13 protein-coding genes are annotated in these 17,718 nt (G+C 67.8%); 11 read left to right on the top strand and 2 right to left on the bottom strand.

Annotation, left to right across the window (positions count from 1 at the left end; translation table 11 throughout):
• The first annotated feature begins 46 nt into the window (after positions 1 to 46).
• The 4 genes from ACQ3HB_RS07710 (at position 47) to ACQ3HB_RS07695 (ending at position 6,731) form a co-directional block, all read left to right on the top strand.
• Entirely contained in the window at positions 47 to 3,028 is a 2,982-nt protein-coding gene (locus ACQ3HB_RS07710) for a glycoside hydrolase family 2 TIM barrel-domain containing protein (RefSeq protein ID WP_430919242.1), read from the top strand.
• A 246-nt stretch (positions 3,029 to 3,274) separates the two neighbouring features.
• Entirely contained in the window at positions 3,275 to 4,246 is a 972-nt protein-coding gene (gene iolC, locus ACQ3HB_RS07705; RefSeq protein ID WP_430919240.1) for a 5-dehydro-2-deoxygluconokinase, read from the top strand.
• Positions 4,239 to 5,138 (top strand): Cgl0159 family (beta/alpha)8-fold protein, encoded by a 900-nt coding sequence (locus tag ACQ3HB_RS07700; protein ID WP_430919239.1) that lies wholly within the window; start codon positions 4,239 to 4,241, stop codon positions 5,136 to 5,138. Before iolC ends, ACQ3HB_RS07700 begins: the two co-directional genes overlap by 8 nt.
• Before the next feature lie 93 nt (positions 5,139 to 5,231).
• A complete protein-coding gene (locus ACQ3HB_RS07695) occupies positions 5,232 to 6,731 on the top strand; it encodes a CoA-acylating methylmalonate-semialdehyde dehydrogenase (protein ID WP_430919237.1) in 1,500 nt (499 codons plus the stop codon).
• A gap of 87 nt (positions 6,732 to 6,818) precedes the next feature.
• Here the strand turns inward: ACQ3HB_RS07695 and ACQ3HB_RS07690 are convergent, their stop codons facing one another.
• Complete coding sequence (locus tag ACQ3HB_RS07690; RefSeq protein ID WP_430919235.1) at positions 6,819 to 7,565, bottom strand: GntR family transcriptional regulator; 747 nt, start codon at positions 7,563 to 7,565, stop codon at positions 6,819 to 6,821.
• Positions 7,566 to 7,707: 142 nt separating this feature from the next.
• Here ACQ3HB_RS07690 and iolB point away from each other — a divergent pair, with 142 nt between their 5' ends.
• From iolB to ACQ3HB_RS07655, 7 genes are all read left to right on the top strand, one after another.
• Positions 7,708 to 8,679, top strand: coding sequence for a 5-deoxy-glucuronate isomerase (iolB, locus tag ACQ3HB_RS07685; RefSeq protein WP_430919233.1), 972 nt, complete (start codon positions 7,708 to 7,710; stop codon positions 8,677 to 8,679).
• Positions 8,676 to 10,616, top strand: a complete 1,941-nt coding sequence (iolD, locus tag ACQ3HB_RS07680; RefSeq protein ID WP_430919231.1) for a 3D-(3,5/4)-trihydroxycyclohexane-1,2-dione acylhydrolase (decyclizing) — start codon at positions 8,676 to 8,678, stop codon at positions 10,614 to 10,616. The genes iolB and iolD overlap by 4 nt, the downstream gene beginning before the upstream one ends.
• 11 nt (positions 10,617 to 10,627) lie before the next feature.
• Entirely contained in the window at positions 10,628 to 12,649 is a 2,022-nt protein-coding gene (locus tag ACQ3HB_RS07675) for a right-handed parallel beta-helix repeat-containing protein (RefSeq protein WP_430919229.1), read from the top strand.
• Entirely contained in the window at positions 12,643 to 13,584 is a 942-nt protein-coding gene (locus ACQ3HB_RS07670; protein WP_430919228.1) for a methyltransferase domain-containing protein, read from the top strand. The genes ACQ3HB_RS07675 and ACQ3HB_RS07670 overlap by 7 nt, the downstream gene beginning before the upstream one ends.
• Positions 13,585 to 13,860: 276 nt before the next feature.
• Complete coding sequence (locus ACQ3HB_RS07665; protein WP_430919227.1) at positions 13,861 to 15,498, top strand: HNH endonuclease signature motif containing protein; 1,638 nt, start codon at positions 13,861 to 13,863, stop codon at positions 15,496 to 15,498.
• A gap of 415 nt (positions 15,499 to 15,913) precedes the next feature.
• Entirely contained in the window at positions 15,914 to 16,339 is a 426-nt protein-coding gene (locus ACQ3HB_RS07660) for a VOC family protein (protein WP_430919226.1), read from the top strand.
• Between the two features lie 139 nt (positions 16,340 to 16,478).
• Positions 16,479 to 17,012 carry a winged helix-turn-helix transcriptional regulator gene (locus tag ACQ3HB_RS07655; RefSeq protein WP_430919225.1) on the top strand — a complete coding sequence of 178 codons (534 nt, stop codon included), beginning with the start codon at positions 16,479 to 16,481 and terminating at the stop codon, positions 17,010 to 17,012.
• 91 nt (positions 17,013 to 17,103) lie between these two features.
• Here ACQ3HB_RS07655 and ACQ3HB_RS07650 read toward each other — a convergent pair whose 3' ends face one another.
• The gene (locus tag ACQ3HB_RS07650; protein WP_430919222.1) at positions 17,104 to 17,679 is read right to left on the bottom strand and encodes an NADPH-dependent FMN reductase; all 576 of its coding nucleotides are present in this window, start codon (positions 17,677 to 17,679) and stop codon (positions 17,104 to 17,106) included.
• Positions 17,680 to 17,718: the final 39 nt, after the last annotated feature.

Genomic DNA, 17,718 nt, shown 5'->3' with positions numbered 1-17,718 from the left:
CCGACTCAGAACCCCTCGACCTCCCACCGTCGTTATGAAAGGCTGAATGGTGACCACCACCTTCGAGACCATCCGTCCACCCCGTGGAGCTTCCCCCGCCAGAGCCAGGGTGGAGACCGATGCGGCGAGCCTCAGCCTCGACGGCACCTGGAAGTTCGCGCTGTCGCCGACCGCGGCGACTCCCGCGGATCCCACCGAGCGCGGCGACGACTGGGGCACGATCGAAGTCCCCGGCCACTGGCAGCTCCAGGGCCACGGCTCGCCCATCTACACGAACCAGCAGTACCCGTTCCCCGTCGACCCGCCCTTCGTCCCCGATGCGAACCCGACGGGGGAGTACCGCACCGTCTTCGTGAAGCCAGAGTGGGACGGCGGACGAACGCTCCTCCGCTTCGACGGCGTCGACTCGTGGTTCGAGCTGTGGGTCAACGGGCAGTCGATCGGCGACTCGTCCGGAAGCCGGCTCGCCGTCGAGTTCGACGTGACCGACGCGCTCGTCGACGGCGAGAACCTCGTGGCGCTCCGCGTGCACCAGTGGAGTTTCGCGAGCTACGTCGAGGACCAGGACCAGTGGTGGTTGTCCGGCATCTTCCGTTCCGTCGCGCTCCTGCACCGCCCGGCAGGCGGCATCGACGACGTCTTCGTGCACGCCGGATACGACGCCGCGACGGGTGCGGGCACCCTGCAGGTGGAGGTCGCGATCAGCACCGCCGACGCCGTCTCGATCGAGTTCCCGGAGCTGGACGCCTCGTTCACGCCCGACGAGCTCGTGATCCTCGAGGGGATCGAGCCGTGGTCTGCAGAGGTCCCGCGCCTCTACGAACTCGTCGTCTCGACGCCGGCGGAGCGCATCACGCTCCACATCGGCTTCCGGACGATCTCGATCGACGGACCGGTGCTCCTCCTGAACGGCGAGCCGATCACGTTCCGCGGCGTCAACCGCCACGACTTCGATCCGCGCTCGGGCCGTGCCGTGAGCCGCGAGACGATGGAGGACGACGTCCGCCTCATGAAGCGCCACAACATGAACGCCGTGCGCACGAGCCACTACCCGCCGGACCCGTACTTCCTCGACCTGTGCGACCGCTACGGCCTCTACGTCATCGACGAGTGCGATCTCGAGACGCACGGGTTCTCACTCGTCGACTGGCGGGGGAACCCGTCGGGCGATCCGCAGTGGGCGGACGTCTACCTCGACCGGATGCGCCGGACCGTCGAGCGCGACAAGAACCACACGAGCGTCGTCATCTGGTCGCTCGGCAACGAGGCCGGTTGGGGCGAGAACCTCGCGAAGAACGCCGAGTGGACCCGTGACCGGGACCCCGAGCGCCCCATCCACTACGAGCAGGACGCCGAGTGCGAGGGCGTCGACATCTACAGCCGGATGTACGCGACCTTCGACGAGCTCGACGAGATCGGACGCCAGGCGGAACCGCGCCTCGCGAACGCGGAGCTCGACGCGGCCCGTCGCGACATGCCGATGATCCAGTGCGAGTACGCGCACGCCATGGGCAACGGGCCAGGGGGCCTGGAGGACTACGAGCGCATCTTCGACGCCTACCCGCGGCTCGCCGGCGGTTTCGTCTGGGAGTGGTTCGACCACGGTATCGAGGTCGTCGCGGAGGACGGGTCGATCGGGTACGCGTACGGCGGCGACTTCGGCGAACGGATCCACGACGGCTCGTTCGTCGTCGACGGCCTGCTGCTGCCGGATCGCACGCCGTCGCCAGGACTCATCGAGTACGCGGCGGTCATCGCACCGTTCCGTTTCCTGCTCGACGACGACGGCACGGCGATCGACGCGACGACGGCCGGCGGCACGGCGAGCGATGCGGCAGCGCCTGCCGCTGCCGTCTCGATCGAGAACCGGTTGAGCTTCCAGACGACGGACAGCGCTCGCTTCAGCTGGGTGGTCGAGGCCGACGGCGTCGAGCTCGCGAGCGGTGACCTCGACGTGCCCACGATCGCCCCGCGCAGCATCGGCGCGGTCGCTCTGCCGGAAGCCGTGCGCACGGCACTTGCGGGAGCTGTGGGCGAGCGCTTCCTCACGTTCCGTGCCGTGACGGCCGATGACGCAGTGTGGGCCGATGCCGGGCACGTCCTGGCGATCGGGCAGCACGACTTCGGTGTCGGCATCGAACGGGAGACGGTTCCCGCTCGGGCCACCGCGATCGGACGGACGGCGGACGGCGGCTACGCGATAGCCGACGCCGTGTTCGACAGGCGTGGCGTGCTCATCCGCCTCGCGGGCGCGGAGGTCCTGACGGCCGCGCTCGACGCGTGGCGCGCACCGACCGAGAACGACCGCTATCCGGGGCTCGAGGAGGAACCGCCCGCCGTCGAGACCTGGCGGATCGACGGACTCGACCGTCTGGAGGAGCGCGGGGTCTCGCTCGAGGTGGTCCGCGACGCCGACGGCGCCGAAGAACTCGTGCGCCGCACGCGCGTCGCCGGTGCGAACACCGACGTCGCGTTCGACGCGGTCTACCGCTGGCGAGCCGTGAACGGTGCCCTCTCGCTCGAACTGACCGCGGAACGCGTGGGCGAGTGGCGGAACCCGCTCCCACGCCTCGGTCTCACGATCGGGCTCGCTCAGGAGGACGCCGCATCGGTGCCCGTCAGCTGGTTCGGCCAGGGGCCCGCCGAGAACTACCCGGACTCGCAGGTCGCTGCGCGTGTCGGCCGGTTCGGCGCGTCGGTCGCGGAGCTGCAGACGAACTACGTCGTGCCGCAGGACAACGGGTACCGCATGGACACCCGCACGGTCGAACTCGGTCTCACCGGAGGCGCCCTGCGCATCGACGGCCACACGCCGTTCGACCTGGCCGTCCGTCCGTGGTCGATCGCCGAGCTCGAGCGCGCGACACACGCGAACGAGCTGCACGCCGGATCCGTCCTCTGGCTGCACCTCGATGCGGGGATCAACGGCGTCGGATCGGCGACCTGCGGGCCGTCGGTCCGTCTGCCGGAACGCTTGATCGTCTCGGGCGCATCGCTCGGGTTCACCTTCACGGTGCTCGGCGTGTAGCGAACCGATTCGAACGGGCCTCGGCCGCGCATTCCCTGCGCGGTCCGAGGCCCTTCGTGTTGCGCCCGTTCGTTCGGGAAGCCCGGCAAAACACGACAACATGTGACGGGTTGTCTATATGTCAGGACAAAGTAGCTTGAGCTGTGTATTCTGGAAGCAACGGCCGGGTCGAGACACTTCGACCGGCGATGCCGACCCCACTCCGACACCCGATGCCGGAGCCGCACTGTTTGTGAAGGACGTGAGATGAGCGCATCACCCGATGACGCCACCCGGTTCGACCTCCTGGCCATGGGCCGGGTCGGAGTCGACCTCTACCCACTGGAATCCGGGGTCACCCTCGATCGGGTGAGCACCTTCGGTCGCTTCCTCGGCGGCACCGCCGGCAACGTGACCGTCGCCGCCGCGCGTCACGGTGTGCGGGCCGCGCTCATCTCGCGGACCGGTGAGGATCCCTTCGGGCGCTTCATCCACACCGAGTTGCAGCGCCTCGGCGTCGACGACCGCTACGTGTCCTCGGTACCGGGTCTGAACACGCCCATCACCTTCTGCGAGTTGTTCCCGCCGGACGACTTCCCGCTCTACTTCTACCGCCAGCCGCAGGCGCCCGACCTCGTCATCAACGCCGACGAACTCGACCTCGACGCCATCGCGAACGCCCGGATCTTCTGGTCCACCGTCACGGGCCTGTCGAGCGAACCGAGCCGATCCGCCCACCACGCCGCGTGGGAGGCCCGCGCTCGTCGGCCACTCACGATCCTCGACCTCGACTACCGTCCCATGTTCTGGGAGGACGCAGACGACGCCCGCCGAGAGGTCGGTGCCGCGCTCGAACACGTCACGGTCGCCATCGGCAACAAGGAGGAGTGCGAGATCGCCGTCGGCGAGACCGAGCCGGAGCGCGCGGCGGACGCCCTCCTCGAGCGCGGCATCGAACTCGCGATCGTCAAGCAGGGACCGCTCGGCGTCCTCGCGAAGACGCGCGAGGAATCGATCGTCGTCCCCGTCCACGCCGTCGAGGTCGTCAACGGCCTCGGCGCGGGCGACAGCTTCGGGGGAGCACTGGCCCACGGCCTGCTCTCCGGCTGGTCGCTCGAACGCACCATCCGATTCGCCAATGTCGCAGGTGCGATCGTCGCGTCCCGACTCGAGTGCTCGACGGCCATGCCGACGACCTCCGAAGTCCTGAGTGCTCTCGAAGGAGCCGCTGATGTCTGAACTCTCATTCGATGACCTGCAGGCGGCCCGCGCGAGCCACCCGGAGCGCATCGCCGAACTCCAGTCGTCGCGTCGTCGTCGCCCGCTGCTCCGCGAGGACGGCAAGCTCTTCATCATCGCCGTCGACCACCCGGCACGCGGCGCCCTCGGCATCCGCCAGGACCCCCTTGCGATGGCGAACCGCTACGACCTGCTCAGCCGCATCGTCACCGCCCTCAGCGTCCCCGGCGTCGACGGTGTGCTCGGCACGCCGGACATCCTCGAGGACCTCCTGCTGCTCGGTGCGCTCGACGACAAGATCGCCGTCGGTTCGATGAACCGTGGCGGCCTCCGCAGAGCGAGCTTCGAGATGGACGACCGGTTCACGGCGTACACCGCGGCGAGCATCGTCCGCGCCCGCTTCGACTTCGCCAAGCTCCTGCTGCGCGTCGACCTGAACGACGCTGGGAGCGCAGCGACGCTCGAAGCGTCCGCCCGCGCCGTGTCGGAAGCCGCTGACCTGCAGCTGCCGATCATGCTCGAACCGTTCATGAGCACCCGGACCGCTTCCGGCATCGTCAACGATCTCAGCACGGAAGCCGTCATCAACTCCGTCAGCATCGCGAGCGGCCTCGGCACCTCGTCCGCGTACTCGTGGCTGAAGCTCCCCGTCGTCCCCGAGATGGAACGGGTCATGGAGGCCACGACGCTTCCGACGCTGCTCCTCGGCGGCGAGCCGGGCGAGGACCAGGACGCCAACTACGAGAACTGGTCGAATGCGCTCGCGCTGCCGGGCGTCCGCGGCCTCGTCGTCGGGCGTGCGCTGCTGTACCCGGCCTCCGGCAACGTCGTCGACGCGGTCTCGACGGCCGCATCGCTCGTCCACGGCGGCGTCCTCGCCGCCGCCCGTTGAGCTCGCCGGTTCCCCGACAGACCGTTCCCCGACAAGCGACTCCCCAGCAGTCGACTCCCCAACAGCACTGAATCACCGAAGGAGCATCTCCACATGACATCATCCGTTCCGGTCGTCGAGCACTGGCTCGACGGAGCGTCGTTCGTCGGCGAGTCGACCCGCACCTCGCCCGTCTACAACCCCGCAGAGGGCATCGTCACCAAGGAGGTCCGCCTCGCGACCCCCGCCGACGTCGATGCGGCGGTCGCGTCCGCCAAGGCGGCGTTCCCGGCGTGGGCTGACACGTCGCTCGCGAAGCGTCAGCGCATCATGTTCCGATTCCGCGAGTTGCTCAACGAGCGCAAGCAGGAGGCCGCCGAGATCATCACCTCGGAGCACGGCAAGGTTGTCTCCGACGCACTCGGCGAGATCGCCCGCGGCCTCGAGGTCGTCGAGTTCGCCACGTCGATGCCGCACCTGCAGAAGGGCGAGTACTCGCAGAACGTGTCGACGGGCGTCGACGTGTACTCGACCAACGAGCCGCTCGGCGTCGTCGGCATCATCACGCCCTTCAACTTCCCGGCCATGGTCCCGCTGTGGTTCTTCCCCATCGCGATCGCGGCCGGCAACGCGGTCGTCCTGAAACCGAGCGAGAAGGACCCGTCGACCGCCATCTGGCTCGCGGAGCTCCTCAAGGAGGCCGGTCTCCCCGATGGCGTCTTCACGGTCCTGCACGGTGACAAGGTCGCCGTCGACGGACTCCTCGAGCACCCCGACGTCGCCGCGATCTCCTTCGTCGGCTCGACGCCGATCGCGAAGTACGTCTACGAGACGGGCACGGCGCACGGCAAGCGCGTCCAGGCCCTCGGCGGCGCGAAGAACCACATGCTCGTGCTCCCTGACGCCGACCTCGACCTCGTCGCCGACTCCGCCATCAACGCGGGCTTCGGCTCCGCGGGCGAGCGCTGCATGGCCGTGAGCGTCGTCGTCGCCGTCGAATCGATCGCCGATGCGCTCATCGCGAAGATCACGGAACGGATGGCCACCCTGACGGTGGGCGACGGACGCCGCAACTGCGACATGGGCCCGCTCGTGACGAAGCAGCACCGCGACAAGGTCGCCGGCTACCTCGACATCGCGGTGGAGGACGGTGCGAAGCTCGTCGTCGACGGACGTGACATCCAGGTCGACGGCGCCGCGGACGGCTTCTGGCTCGGCCCGACCCTCGTCGACCAGGTGCCGACCGACTCGCGCGTGTACACGGACGAGATCTTCGGCCCCGTCCTCTCCGTCGTGCGCGTCCCGAGCTACGACGAGGGCATCGCGCTCGTCAACTCGAGCCAGTACGGCAACGGAACGGCGATCTTCACGAACGACGGCGGCGCCGCGCGTCGCTTCCAGCGTGAGGCGCAGGTCGGCATGATCGGCATCAACGTGCCGATCCCCGTCCCCGTCGGCTACTACTCCTTCGGCGGCTGGAAGGATTCGCTGTTCGGCGACACCAAGGCGTACGGCGCCGAGGGCGTGCACTTCTACACGCGCTCCAAGGCGATCACGAGCCGGTGGCTCGACCCGTCGCACGGCGGCATCAACCTGGGCTTCCCGCAGAACTAGCGGCCCGCCCGGAACGACCGCTGCCGCCCGTCCTGAGACCTCGCTCGGACGGGCGGCAGCGCTAGCAGCAGCTCAGTGCTCGTCAGATCACGTCTCGACGAGGGTGATCTCGAACGAATAGCTCTCCGGAGGATACGAATGGACGCCGTACTCGACCGCGCGACCTCCGTCGTCGTAGAGGGTTCGGGACATCGTGAGGACGGGCGATCCGACGGGGCGCGCGAAGAGCGTGCCCTCCTCCTCGGTCGCGGCACGGGCGCCGATGCGCTGTTTCGCGACACGCATCGTCGTCCCGCGCGCACGCAGGATCTGATAGAGCCCCTGGCGTTCGAGCTGTTCGGCCGTGATGTCCGACAGTTCGGCCGGCAGGTAGTTCTCGAGGAGTGCGAGCGGGTCGCCGTCGGCGCGACGCAGCCGCTTGATGTGCAGGATCGGCTCGGGCGAGCTCAGGTCCAACGCCTCCATGACGTCACCGGACGGCGTGACGAGCTCGTGGACGAGGAGCGTCGTCGTCGGGACCTTGTGGTCCCTCGAGAGGTCGTCGAAGAGGCTGCTGAGTTCGACCTTGCGGGTGATCTTGCCGTGCACGACCTGCGTGCCGATGCCGCGTCGGCGCACGAGCAGACCGTTGCCCACGAGCTCCTGGATGGCACGGCGGATCGTCGGGCGGGACAGCTTGAGGTCGTCGGCGAGCTTGAGTTCGTTCTCGAGCTTCGTGCCGGCGGGCAGCATCCCGCTCTCGATGGCGCCTTCGATCCGTCTCGCGACCTGGAAGTAGAGGGGCAGCGGACCGGAGCGGTCCAGGTCGTCGAAGAGCGCTGTGAACGAATCCATAGGCGAGGTCTCATCTCTGTCGAGGCGGGGACGGTGTGCCGCGGGAGTGCGGCGGTGCGGTCTCCTGGGGTCAGCCTAGTGAAGGCCGGCAGTCGTACGTAATGTTAAACTATTGTCAGGACAAACGCATGATGGGTTATCCATGAAGTATTACCACCCGGCAGGAAGCCGAGCAAACGGTGGCGTCACCGTCGACATCGATCCCGAGACGATCGGCGGGGCCGAGCATTCCGGTGCCGCCGCGTCCGAGCACACCGGCTGGCAGTACACCGGTCTCACCGTGCTCGAACTCGGTGCAGGGGAGTCCCACGCCGTCTCGCTCGACGGTCGTGAGGCGGTCGTCGTCCCGCTGAGCGGCTCCGTCGATGCGGAGGTCCGCACCGACGACGGCACAGAGAGGCACCACCTCATCGGACGGGAGACGCCCTGGGGTGTCACGGACGTGGTCTACGCACCCGTCGGATCCCGGCTCGAGCTCCGAGCCGCCGCGCCCGTCCGTGTGGCGATCACGTGGGCGGTCGCCGAACGCGCCTTCCCGATCCAGTACATTCCGGCGTCGAGCGTTCCATCCGAGCTCCGCGGCGCCGGCATCTGCTCGCGGCAGGTCAACAACTTCGGCATCCCCGGCGTCCTCGACGCCGACCGCATCATCGTGTGCGAGGTCATGACGCCGGGCGGCAACTGGTCCTCCTACCCGCCGCACAAGCACGATGTCGCAGGGGAGACCGAGACGGTCCTCGAGGAGATCTACTACTACGAGGTCGCTCCGTCGCCCGTCGGCACGCCCGGCTTCGGGTTGCAGCGGGTCTACGCGTCGGAAGCGGGCGAGATCGACGTGACGGTCGAGGTGCACACGGGCGACGTCGTCCTCATCCCGCACGGGTACCACGGTCCGAGCGTGGCCGCGCCCGGTCACGACCTCTACTACCTCAACGTCATGGCGGGCCCCGCCGACCCTGCACGCGCCGATCGGCAATGGCTCATCAGCGACGACCCCCAGCACACGTGGATCCGCGAGAGCTGGGCCACCGAGACCATCGACCCGCGTCTGCCCTTCGGCGGCGCACAGCAGCAGGCACGCCAGAGCGCCCGCGTCAGTGAGGACAGCGAATGACCACCACCCCGAGCAACCAGCCCGCCGCCACGACGAGGTCCGAGACCGTCCGCCTGACCGTCAGCCAGGCGATCGTGCGCTTCCTCTCGCAGCAGTTCACGCTGCGGGACGGCGTCGAGCACCGCGTCATCGAGGGCGTGTTCGGCATCTTCGGCCACGGGAACGTCGCCGGTCTGGGCCAGGCGCTCCTCGAAGCTGAACTCGACGACCCGACGACGATGCCCTACTACCTGGCTCGCAACGAGCAGGGTGCCGTGCACGCCGCATCCGGTTTCGCGAAGCAGCGCAACCGTCTGTCGACGCTCGCCGTGACGACGTCGGTCGGTCCAGGCGCGACCAACATGATCACGGGTGCAGCTCTGGCGACCGTGAACCGGATCCCCGTACTCCTCCTTCCCGCCGATACCTTCGCGTCGCGCGCACCGGACCCCGTCCTGCAGCAGCTGGAGCGCAGCGAGTCGCAGGACGTGACCGTGAACGATGCGTTCCGTCCCGTCTCCGCGTTCTTCGACCGCGTGTGGCGGGCAGAGCAGCTGCCGCTCTCGCTCCTCAACGCGATGCGGGTGCTCACGGATCCGGCGCAGACCGGCGCCGTCACGATCGCCCTGCCCGAGGACGTCCAGGCGGAAGCGCACGACTGGCCCGTCGAGTTCTTCCGCAAGCGCGTCTGGACGGTCGCGCGGACCCGAGCCGACATCGACTCCGTGCGGGCCGCCGCCGACCTCATCGCCCAGGCGAAGCGCCCCTTCATCGTCGCGGGCGGCGGCGTCCAGTACTCGGAGGCCAACGCGGCTCTGGCGGAGCTGAGCGAGCGATGGGGGATCCCCGTCGGGCAGACGCACGCCGGCAAGGGCTCCCTCCCGGCCGGTCACCCGATGGACCTCGGCGGCGTCGGCTCCACCGGCACCATCGCGGCGAACGCCCTCGCGTCCACGGCCGACCTCGTGATCGGCATCGGCACGCGCTACTCCGACTTCACGACCTCCTCGAAGGCGCTCTTCCAGCGCGACGACGTCCGTTTCCTGAACCTCAACGTCGCGGGCCTCGACGCGATCAAGCTCGCGGGCCACGCGGTCGTCGGTGACGCACGCGAGAGCCTCGTCGAACTCGGCGCGCTGCTCGCCGGGCACACGACGGGCGACGCCTACCTGGCCGAGATCACCGCGGCGCGCGAGGCCTGGGAGGCGACGCGCGCAGCCGCCATCGCAGCGGCCGCACCCGCCGCGTCGCCGGACGGGATCAGCCTGCCCGCGCAGATCGGCCTCCTCGGCATCCTCAACGAGGAACTCGCCGACGAGGACGTCATCGTGAACGCCGCCGGCTCCGCCCCAGGCGATCTGCACCGCCTCTGGCAGCCGCGCTCCGCGAAGCAGTACCACGTGGAGTACGGCTTCTCAACGATGGGCTACGAGATCGCCGGCGCCCTCGGCGTCAAGATGGCGGCGCCGGAGCGCCAGGTCGTTGCGCTCGTCGGCGACGGTTCGTACCTCATGCTCTCCCAGGAGATCGTGACCGCGGTAGCCGAGCGCACGAAGCTCGTCATCGTGCTCATCGACAACCAGGGCTTCGCCTCGATCGGCAACCTCTCCGAGTCGGTCGGTTCGCAGAGATTCGGGACGAAGTACCGGTACCGGAACGTCGACACCTCGCGGCTCGACGGCGGAATCCTGCCCGTGGACCTCGCGGCGAACGTCCGGAGCCTGGGCGCGCACGTCATCGAGGCGAACGGGCTCGACGAGTTCCGCTCCGCTGTTCGGGAGGCCCTGGCCGCGGAGGAGACGACGGCCGTGTACGTGCGCTCGGATCCGACTGCTCCCGGTGTTGACGGAGGGTGGTGGTGGGACGTCCCGGTCGCCGAGGTGTCGCAGATCGAGAGCACCGCTGCGGCGAGGGCCCAGTACGAGATCGACCGCCTGGCGCAGCGCCCGCACCTGTGAGCTCACCGGTCATGGGTGCTGATGCCGCTGCTGATGCTGATGCCGCTGCCGCTGCCGCTGCCGTGACGGTCGTCGACGTGACGTGGTTCGGAGCCGACCCGGACGGCGATGCGGACTCCGCACCCGCCGTCCGCGCGGCGCTCGCCCATGCGCGGACGATCGACGGCCCCGTCGTCATCGACTTCCCCGCGGGCGAGTACCACCTGTGGCCGGAGCACGCCGTCAGGCGTGAGCTGTACGTGTCCAACACGGTCGGGGACGACGAACGGCACCGGGTCAAGACGATCGGCATCCTGGTCGAGGGGGTCAGCGATCTCACGATCGAGGGCAACGGTTCTCGGTTCGTCTCCCACGGGCTGCAAACCACGTTCGCGGTCATCGACAGCGAGCGTGTGCGGTTCCGTGGTGTCACGCTGGATGTCGCGGCCGCGACGGTCGTTGACGCGTCCGTCGTCGAGGCCGGACGTGCTCCGGACGGCGCCGCATACCGGGTGATCGAGGTCCCGGGGACGAATCCCTACCGGGTCGACGGGCGAACCGTGCACTGGCTCGGCGAGACCAGTCCCGCCACGGGCGAACCGTACTGGTCCGCGACGGATGCGCTCGAGTACACGCAGATCCACGATCCGGCTGCCGCGCGAACCGTGCGCGGCGACAACCCGCTGTTCGTGGGCGTCGACCGTGCGACGGATCTCGGCGGCGGTCGGATCCGGTTGGATTACGTGCGTCCCAGTGCCGCGCCCCGCGACATCGGTCTCGTGTACCAGATGCGACGGACCACACGTGATCACCCCGGGATGCTGCTCCTCCAGAGCACCGACGTCACCCTCGAGGACCTGCGCGTGAACTATCTCCACGGGTTCGGGGTCGTGGCGCAATTGAGTCGGGACGTGACGGTCGAGCGCGTCGTCTTCCAGACGCCGGACGGCTCCGGACGGAGTACTGCCGGGTTCGCGGACTTCCTGCAGTTCTCCGGCGTGGCGGGTGACGTCATCGTGCGCGACTGCGTGTTCGACGGTCCGCACGACGACCCGATCAACGTCCACGGGACGTACCTGCGCGTCGTCGACCGTCCAGACGATCGCACTCTCGTGCTCGAGTACGCCCACCCGGAGTCGGCCGGGTTCCTCGCCTGTTTCGCGGGAGACCGGGTCGAGATCGTCGACGTCGCGAGGCTCGTCGCCGTCGGTGGCCCTGGGGCCTCCGCGCTCGTCGTCGCATCGGTCGACGGACCGAGCGGACGGGACCACGCTCGTGACCTCCGACGGATGACCGTCGTGTTCACCACGGACCTTCCCGCGGAGGTGACGATCGAGGCGGTCCGTGCCGGTGCGTTCGTGGTCGAGAACATCACCTACACGCCGCGGGTCACCATCACCGGATGCACGTTCCGGAACACGCCGACGCGAGCCATCCTCGTGACGACTCGCCGACCCGTCCGCATCGAGCGCAATCGGTTCGAGCGGCTCTCGATGGCGAGCATCTCGATCTCCGCGGACGCCCACCAGTGGTTCGAGTCCGGTCCCGTGACCGATGTGGTGATCCGCGACAACGTCTTCGTCGACGGTGCGAGCCCGATCATCTCGATCGAGCCGACCAACGTCTTCGTCCACGCGTCGGTCCCCGTGCATCGTGGCATCGTGATCGAGGGCAACGAGTTCGTCGTCGGTGAGGTGACGCTCGTGGAGGCGAAGAGCGTTCAGGGGCTCCGCTTCTCCGGGAACCGGGTGACGAGGGTCGGCGCTGCGCAGGTCGGAAGTGGTGCTCGCGATGCCCTGCCGACGTTCCGTTTCCTCGCGTCGACCGACATCGTCATCGAGGGGAACGACTTCGGAGCGGGTGTTGTGCCGGTCGTCGAGGACGTCGTCGTGTGTGGTGCGAAGACGGGTGGCGGTGTGGCGATGGTTGATGGCGCGGCGATGGTTGATGGTGCGGCGATGGTTGATGGTGCAGCGACGGTCGGTGGCGCAGCGATGAACGGCGACGCGGCCGGATCGGCATCGGAAGGGCTTCGTAGACTGGCGGCATGGTGACGCCGATGCAGGATGCTGCTCCCTCCGAGCCGGAAGGTGCGGCGCGGATCGAGCGCGGTGCCGACGGGACGAACGGATCAGACTGGAACCCCTCCCAATACCTTCGGTTCGCCGATGAACGCACGCGTCCGTTCCGGGATCTGCTCGCGCAGGTGCACCTGTCGTCGGCATCGCGGATCGTCGACCTCGGCTGCGGTCCGGGCAACGGGACGCCCGCGCTGCGTGAGCGGTGGCCGGAAGCGTGGATCGAGGGTATCGATTCCAGTCCGGAGATGATCGGTCGCGCGACCGCGGACAACACCGATGCGCGGGTGTCCTATCGTGTCGGTGATCTCGTGGAGTGGCGCGCTGTCGGTGTCGCTGTCGGTGCTGGTGCTGGTGCGGGTGCTGGTGCGGGTGCTCGTGCTGGTGCCCCCGGTACCGTCGCGGGTCCGGAGTCCGTGCCCGTCGATCTCCTCGTGAGAAACGCGACGCTGCAGTGGGTCCCTACTCATCGTGCGGTCCTTCCCGTGCTCGCCGATCAGGTGGGTCCTGGCGGTGCCTTCGCGTTCCAGGTGCCCGGCAACTTCCGAGCTCCTGCTCACGTGCTGCTCGCCGAACTCGCCACGTCCGGTCCCTATGCGGAGTTCACGCCATCGACGACCGACCGTGTGTCCTTCGACCCTGCCGTCTACCTCGAGGACCTCTCGCGGCCGGGGTGGTCCGTCGATGCCTGGGAGACCACGTACTCCCATGTTCTGACGGGTGAGGACCCCGTGTTCGAGTTCATCGCGGGGACGCACGCTCGTCCCGTGATCGATGCGCTTCCCGATGGCCTGCGCGAGCGTTTCGTGGGGGAGTATCGAGCGTTGTTGCGCGATGCGTTCCCGATCAGTGCTCAGGGAACGACGATCATGCCGTTCCGTCGTGTCTTCGTCGTCGCTTCCCGCGTCTGACGTCGCTGGGCGCGTGAGAGGTCGTGAGCCCTCGCTCCGCCCTGCACCGGGCCCGGTCGCTGAGCCTGTCGAAGTGTTCTCCCGGTCACTGAGCTTGTCGAAGTGTTCTCCCGGTCGCTGAGCTTGTCGAAGTGCGTTGCCCTCACAATTCTGCCGCGCCTCTCACTCCCGGTCACTGAGCTTGTCGAAGTGTGGGGTCCAGTCGCGCAGCACCAGTTCTCCACAGATTCGTTCGAACCCCTGTTCTAGAACACGGGCCCTTGGTATTCTTGATGAGTGGACATACCTTCGACTCCGGACGCGAACGCCGCTCGTCTCACGAGCCTGGGCGAGCAGATCGTCGCGGAAGACGTCTGTATCGCGGCAGCTGAAGCACGCAAGGCCACTCTGTTCGCTGAGACCGCCCGCCTGTCCGATCTCACCGCGTTGACGCTCGCTCCACCCGGCACGACCCCGGCCCGGGCGAAGTACCTCGCCCGTCTCTCCCTGCACCTGGAGCTCTCGGCGATGACGCGGGTTCCGGAGCGCACGATCCAACATCGCATCGCCGAGTCCGAAGTCCTCGTGGACCAGCTCCCTGCCACGCTTGCCGCGCTCTCCGGGGGTTCGATCTCGGTCGGGCATGCTCGGGTGATCGTGGAGCAGCTCGCGGATGTCGACCCTGCGGATCGTGCCGAGTTCGAGACCCGGATCCTGCCCCTCGCACAGACCTGCACCGCGGCACAGCTGAAGCAGCTGGCCCGGCAGCTGCGGGAGAAGCTCCACCCGGAAACCATCGGTACCCGTCACCACCGGGCCAGGCAGGACCGCCACGTGACCTTGTCCCCGGCACCGGATGGCATGTCGTGGCTGTCGATCCTCACCACCGCGACCATCGCGACCGCCGCCTACAACCGCCTGTCCGACCTCACTGCGGCCACCCAACGCCGGGGTGACCCGCGGACGCGTGCGCGGTTGATGGTCGACAACGCCCAGAGCCTGCTCCTCTACGGTGTCACGGCGTCCTCCGGCCCTGCGGTCGCGGTCGCGGCACCCGAAACCACTCACTCCAGGGTCGAGGACGATGAAGTCCCGACCTGGGCGGCACGGTCAGCACCAGCCCGTGGAGCCGCATCCATGGACGACAGGGCAACCACACCGAGACAGAGCATGGGCGGTCTGGCCCGTCGCACCCAGCCCATCCAGCCGACCCAGCCAGTTCAGGCGACTGAGCCGGTTCAGATGAGCGGGCCGGTTCAGGTGACCGAGTCGGCCCGGACGACCGTGCCCGTCCAAACGGCTGGGCCGCTGCGGAGCGCTGGCTCTGTTCAGGGAGCCGGGTCGTCCCCGGGCATCGAGCCCCACCCCATCACCGGACTGTTGCCGAGCATCGAGGACATCACCGATGGCATCATCCCCACCGTCCACGTGACGGTCCCGGTGATGACGATCCTTGGTCACGAGCACCAACCAGGTTCCCTCGAAGGCTACGGTCCCATCGACCCGGAGACCGCGGTCCGGCTGAGCGTGCAAGCGAAGTCCTTCACCCGGATCCTCACCCACCCTGAGACCGGGGCGGTCCTCTCGGTGAGTCGAGAACGATACGTGCCACCCGCGGACATGAAACGAGCCCTCGCGATCCGAGACACCCACTGCCGAGCACCGGGCTGCAACCGCCTCGCGAAGGGATGCGAACTGGACCACACGGTCCCGTGGTCGGAGGGAGGTGAAACGAACGTGGGCAACCTTGCGCACCTGTGTCCGAAGCATCATCACCTCAAGCACGACACCAACTGGTCCCTGGAGCCGGGATCGGATGGTGCGCTCACCTGGATCAGTCCGAGCGGTCAGGTATTCAGCACGGAACCGGATCCTCCGGACTGGTACCCCCTCGAACCCCTTCCGGAACCTGACGGCGACGCACACGGTCCCTGAGCACGTTCACCCGGTCCCTGAGTCTCACTGACCAGACCGCCCCGGTCACTGAGCTTGTCGAAGTGCGGACGGCCCTGATCCGTGGGCTCAACCCTTCGACAAGCTTAGGGAGCGGCATGCACCCGGAACAGACCCGGTCACTGAGCCTGTCGAAGTGGAGACGCTTCGAATCCCCGAACCCAACCCTTCGACAAGCTCAGGGACCGGTGTCTCCGGAAACGGAATCCCACCCGGACGTTCATTGATCCACCCTGGTTCTCGGATCGCATCGGGTCGACAATGGGACCAGTCGCACCACGGCAACCCAGCAACCCAGCAACACCGAAACACCGAAACACCGCACGGCAGCAACACAGCACCACCACCACACCAGCCGAACGACGATTCGTCGGACAGGCGCAATGGAAGGACGATCATGACGAGCAACCTCAACCCCTACCTCAACTTCCGCACTACTGCGAAAGAAGCGATGGCGTTCTACCAGACGGTGTTCGGAGGAGAACTCACCTCGAGCACGTTCGCGGACTTCAACATGGAGGTCGAACCGTCCGAGAAGGACTTGATCATGCATTCCCAGCTCACGACGCCCGCAGGCTTCGTGCTGATGGGCTCTGATACGCCGAGCCACATGGACTTCACGCCCGGAACCAACTTCTCGGTCTCCATCAGTGGCGACGACGAGACCGAGATCCACGGCTACTGGGACAAGCTCGCCGAAGGCGCCACCGTCACCCAGCCGCTCGAGAAGGCTCCGTGGGGAGACAGCTTCGGGATGCTCAACGACCGCTTCGGTGTCAGCTGGCTCGTCAACATCGGCGGAACGCCTCAGACGGACGCCTGAGTACTCGGAAGGTGAGCCATTGCACCATCACAACGCGCTCGACTGGGAAGAGTTTTCCGGCCGAGCGCGTTGCCGTCAGTGCAGGACCACGTCGAGTGCGTCCGTACCGCAGTGGAACCTCGCTCATCGAAAGGCTCGGATGACCATCTCGGGACTGCACCTGAACGCAGCACGACAAACAAGCCCAGCACTGCACGCGAACTCAGACCCGCACGCGAACTCAGACCCGCACGCGAACTCAGACCCGCACGAGAATCCAGACCTGCACGCACATCCAGAACTGCACACGGTGCCGGCCGGAGCACCGACCAGCGCAACCGACGTCTGCGATCGCGAAGAGACGACAGTCGCGTTCGTGCGGGAGATGTTCACCCGTCTCGGCGAGAAGTGGACGATGCCCGTCCTCGACCGGCTGATGGACGGCCCACTGCGCTTCACTGCGATCATGGCCGCAGTGCCCGGTATCTCGCATCGTGTCCTGACGGTAACCCTCAGAACCCTCGAGAACGACGGCATGATCACCCGCACCTCGTATCCGGAATCTCCACCGCGTGTCGAGTACGAGGTCACGGCACTGGGTGGGCGGTTCATGGCTGCCGCACTGCAGATGGTCGTGTGGGCACAGGACAACCGAACCGACGTCCTCGCGAGCCGGGAGCGTGCCCTGCGCTGAGTGCTCTGACGGGCCCGCGCACTTCGACGGGCTCAGCGACCGGTAGAGATCACTGAGCCCGTCGAGGGTGACGAGTCGCGCGGCGCGGACGCTACGCGCCGACGGACACCGGAGCGTGCAGCGGAGCGAGCGCAGCCGACCAGGCCTCGAGCTGGTCGAAGAGCGCAGTGGCGCTGTCGGCGTGCTGCGGGCCGGGTGCGAAGGCGCTGAAGTTCTCGAAGTCGGTGAAGAGCGAGAACGCGACCTGGGCGCGAACCGTCGCGATCTGCAGTTCGGCTGCGATGAGACGGAGGTGCTCGACGGCACGAGTGCCACCGAGGCTGCCGTAGCTGACGAAGCCGGCCGCCTTGTTGTTCCACTCGGCGGACAGGTAGTCGATCGCATTCTTCAGGACACCGGACGTCGAGTGGTTGTACTCGGGTGTGACGAAGATGAACCCGTCGAACTCGGCGATCTTCGCAGCCCACTGCTTGGTGTGCTCGTTCGCGTACTGGCCGTAGGCGGCGGGCAGTGCCTCGTCGAGGTGGGGGAGCGGGAAGTCGGCCAGGTCGACGAGCTCATAGGTGGCACCGGTGCGGGTCGAAGCCTGCTCGAGCACCCAGTGGGCGACGGCTTCACCGTTGCGGCCCGGACGGGTGCTGCCGATGATGATGGCGATGTTGGTCACGTAGATCTCCAGATGGGGTCGGCCAGGCCTGATTGGCCT

Origin of the sequence: Plantibacter lichenum, assembly GCF_050587525.1 — a bacterium.
Classification (GTDB): Bacteria; Actinomycetota; Actinomycetes; order Actinomycetales; family Microbacteriaceae; genus Plantibacter.
The sequence above is the reverse complement of the archived record's forward strand: the minus strand, read 5'-3'. Positions and strand labels throughout refer to the sequence as shown.

What these genes read in the sequence shown, in the direction of transcription:
- ACQ3HB_RS07655 (WP_430919225.1), top strand. Translation starts at nt 16,479, where the DNA reads ATGACCATCTCGGGACTGCACCTGAACGCAGCACGACAAACAAGCCCA.
- ACQ3HB_RS07690 (WP_430919235.1), bottom strand. Translation starts at nt 7,565, where the DNA reads ATGGATTCGTTCACAGCGCTCTTCGACGACCTGGACCGCTCCGGTCCG.
- ACQ3HB_RS07700 (WP_430919239.1), top strand. Translation starts at nt 4,239, where the DNA reads ATGTCTGAACTCTCATTCGATGACCTGCAGGCGGCCCGCGCGAGCCAC.
- ACQ3HB_RS07675 (WP_430919229.1), top strand. Translation starts at nt 10,628, where the DNA reads ATGGGTGCTGATGCCGCTGCTGATGCTGATGCCGCTGCCGCTGCCGCT.
- iolD (WP_430919231.1), top strand. Translation starts at nt 8,676, where the DNA reads ATGACCACCACCCCGAGCAACCAGCCCGCCGCCACGACGAGGTCCGAG.
- ACQ3HB_RS07660 (WP_430919226.1), top strand. Translation starts at nt 15,914, where the DNA reads ATGACGAGCAACCTCAACCCCTACCTCAACTTCCGCACTACTGCGAAA.
- iolB (WP_430919233.1), top strand. Translation starts at nt 7,708, where the DNA reads ATGAAGTATTACCACCCGGCAGGAAGCCGAGCAAACGGTGGCGTCACC.
- iolC (WP_430919240.1), top strand. Translation starts at nt 3,275, where the DNA reads ATGAGCGCATCACCCGATGACGCCACCCGGTTCGACCTCCTGGCCATG.
- ACQ3HB_RS07710 (WP_430919242.1), top strand. Translation starts at nt 47, where the DNA reads ATGGTGACCACCACCTTCGAGACCATCCGTCCACCCCGTGGAGCTTCC.
- ACQ3HB_RS07695 (WP_430919237.1), top strand. Translation starts at nt 5,232, where the DNA reads ATGACATCATCCGTTCCGGTCGTCGAGCACTGGCTCGACGGAGCGTCG.
- ACQ3HB_RS07670 (WP_430919228.1), top strand. Translation starts at nt 12,643, where the DNA reads ATGGTGACGCCGATGCAGGATGCTGCTCCCTCCGAGCCGGAAGGTGCG.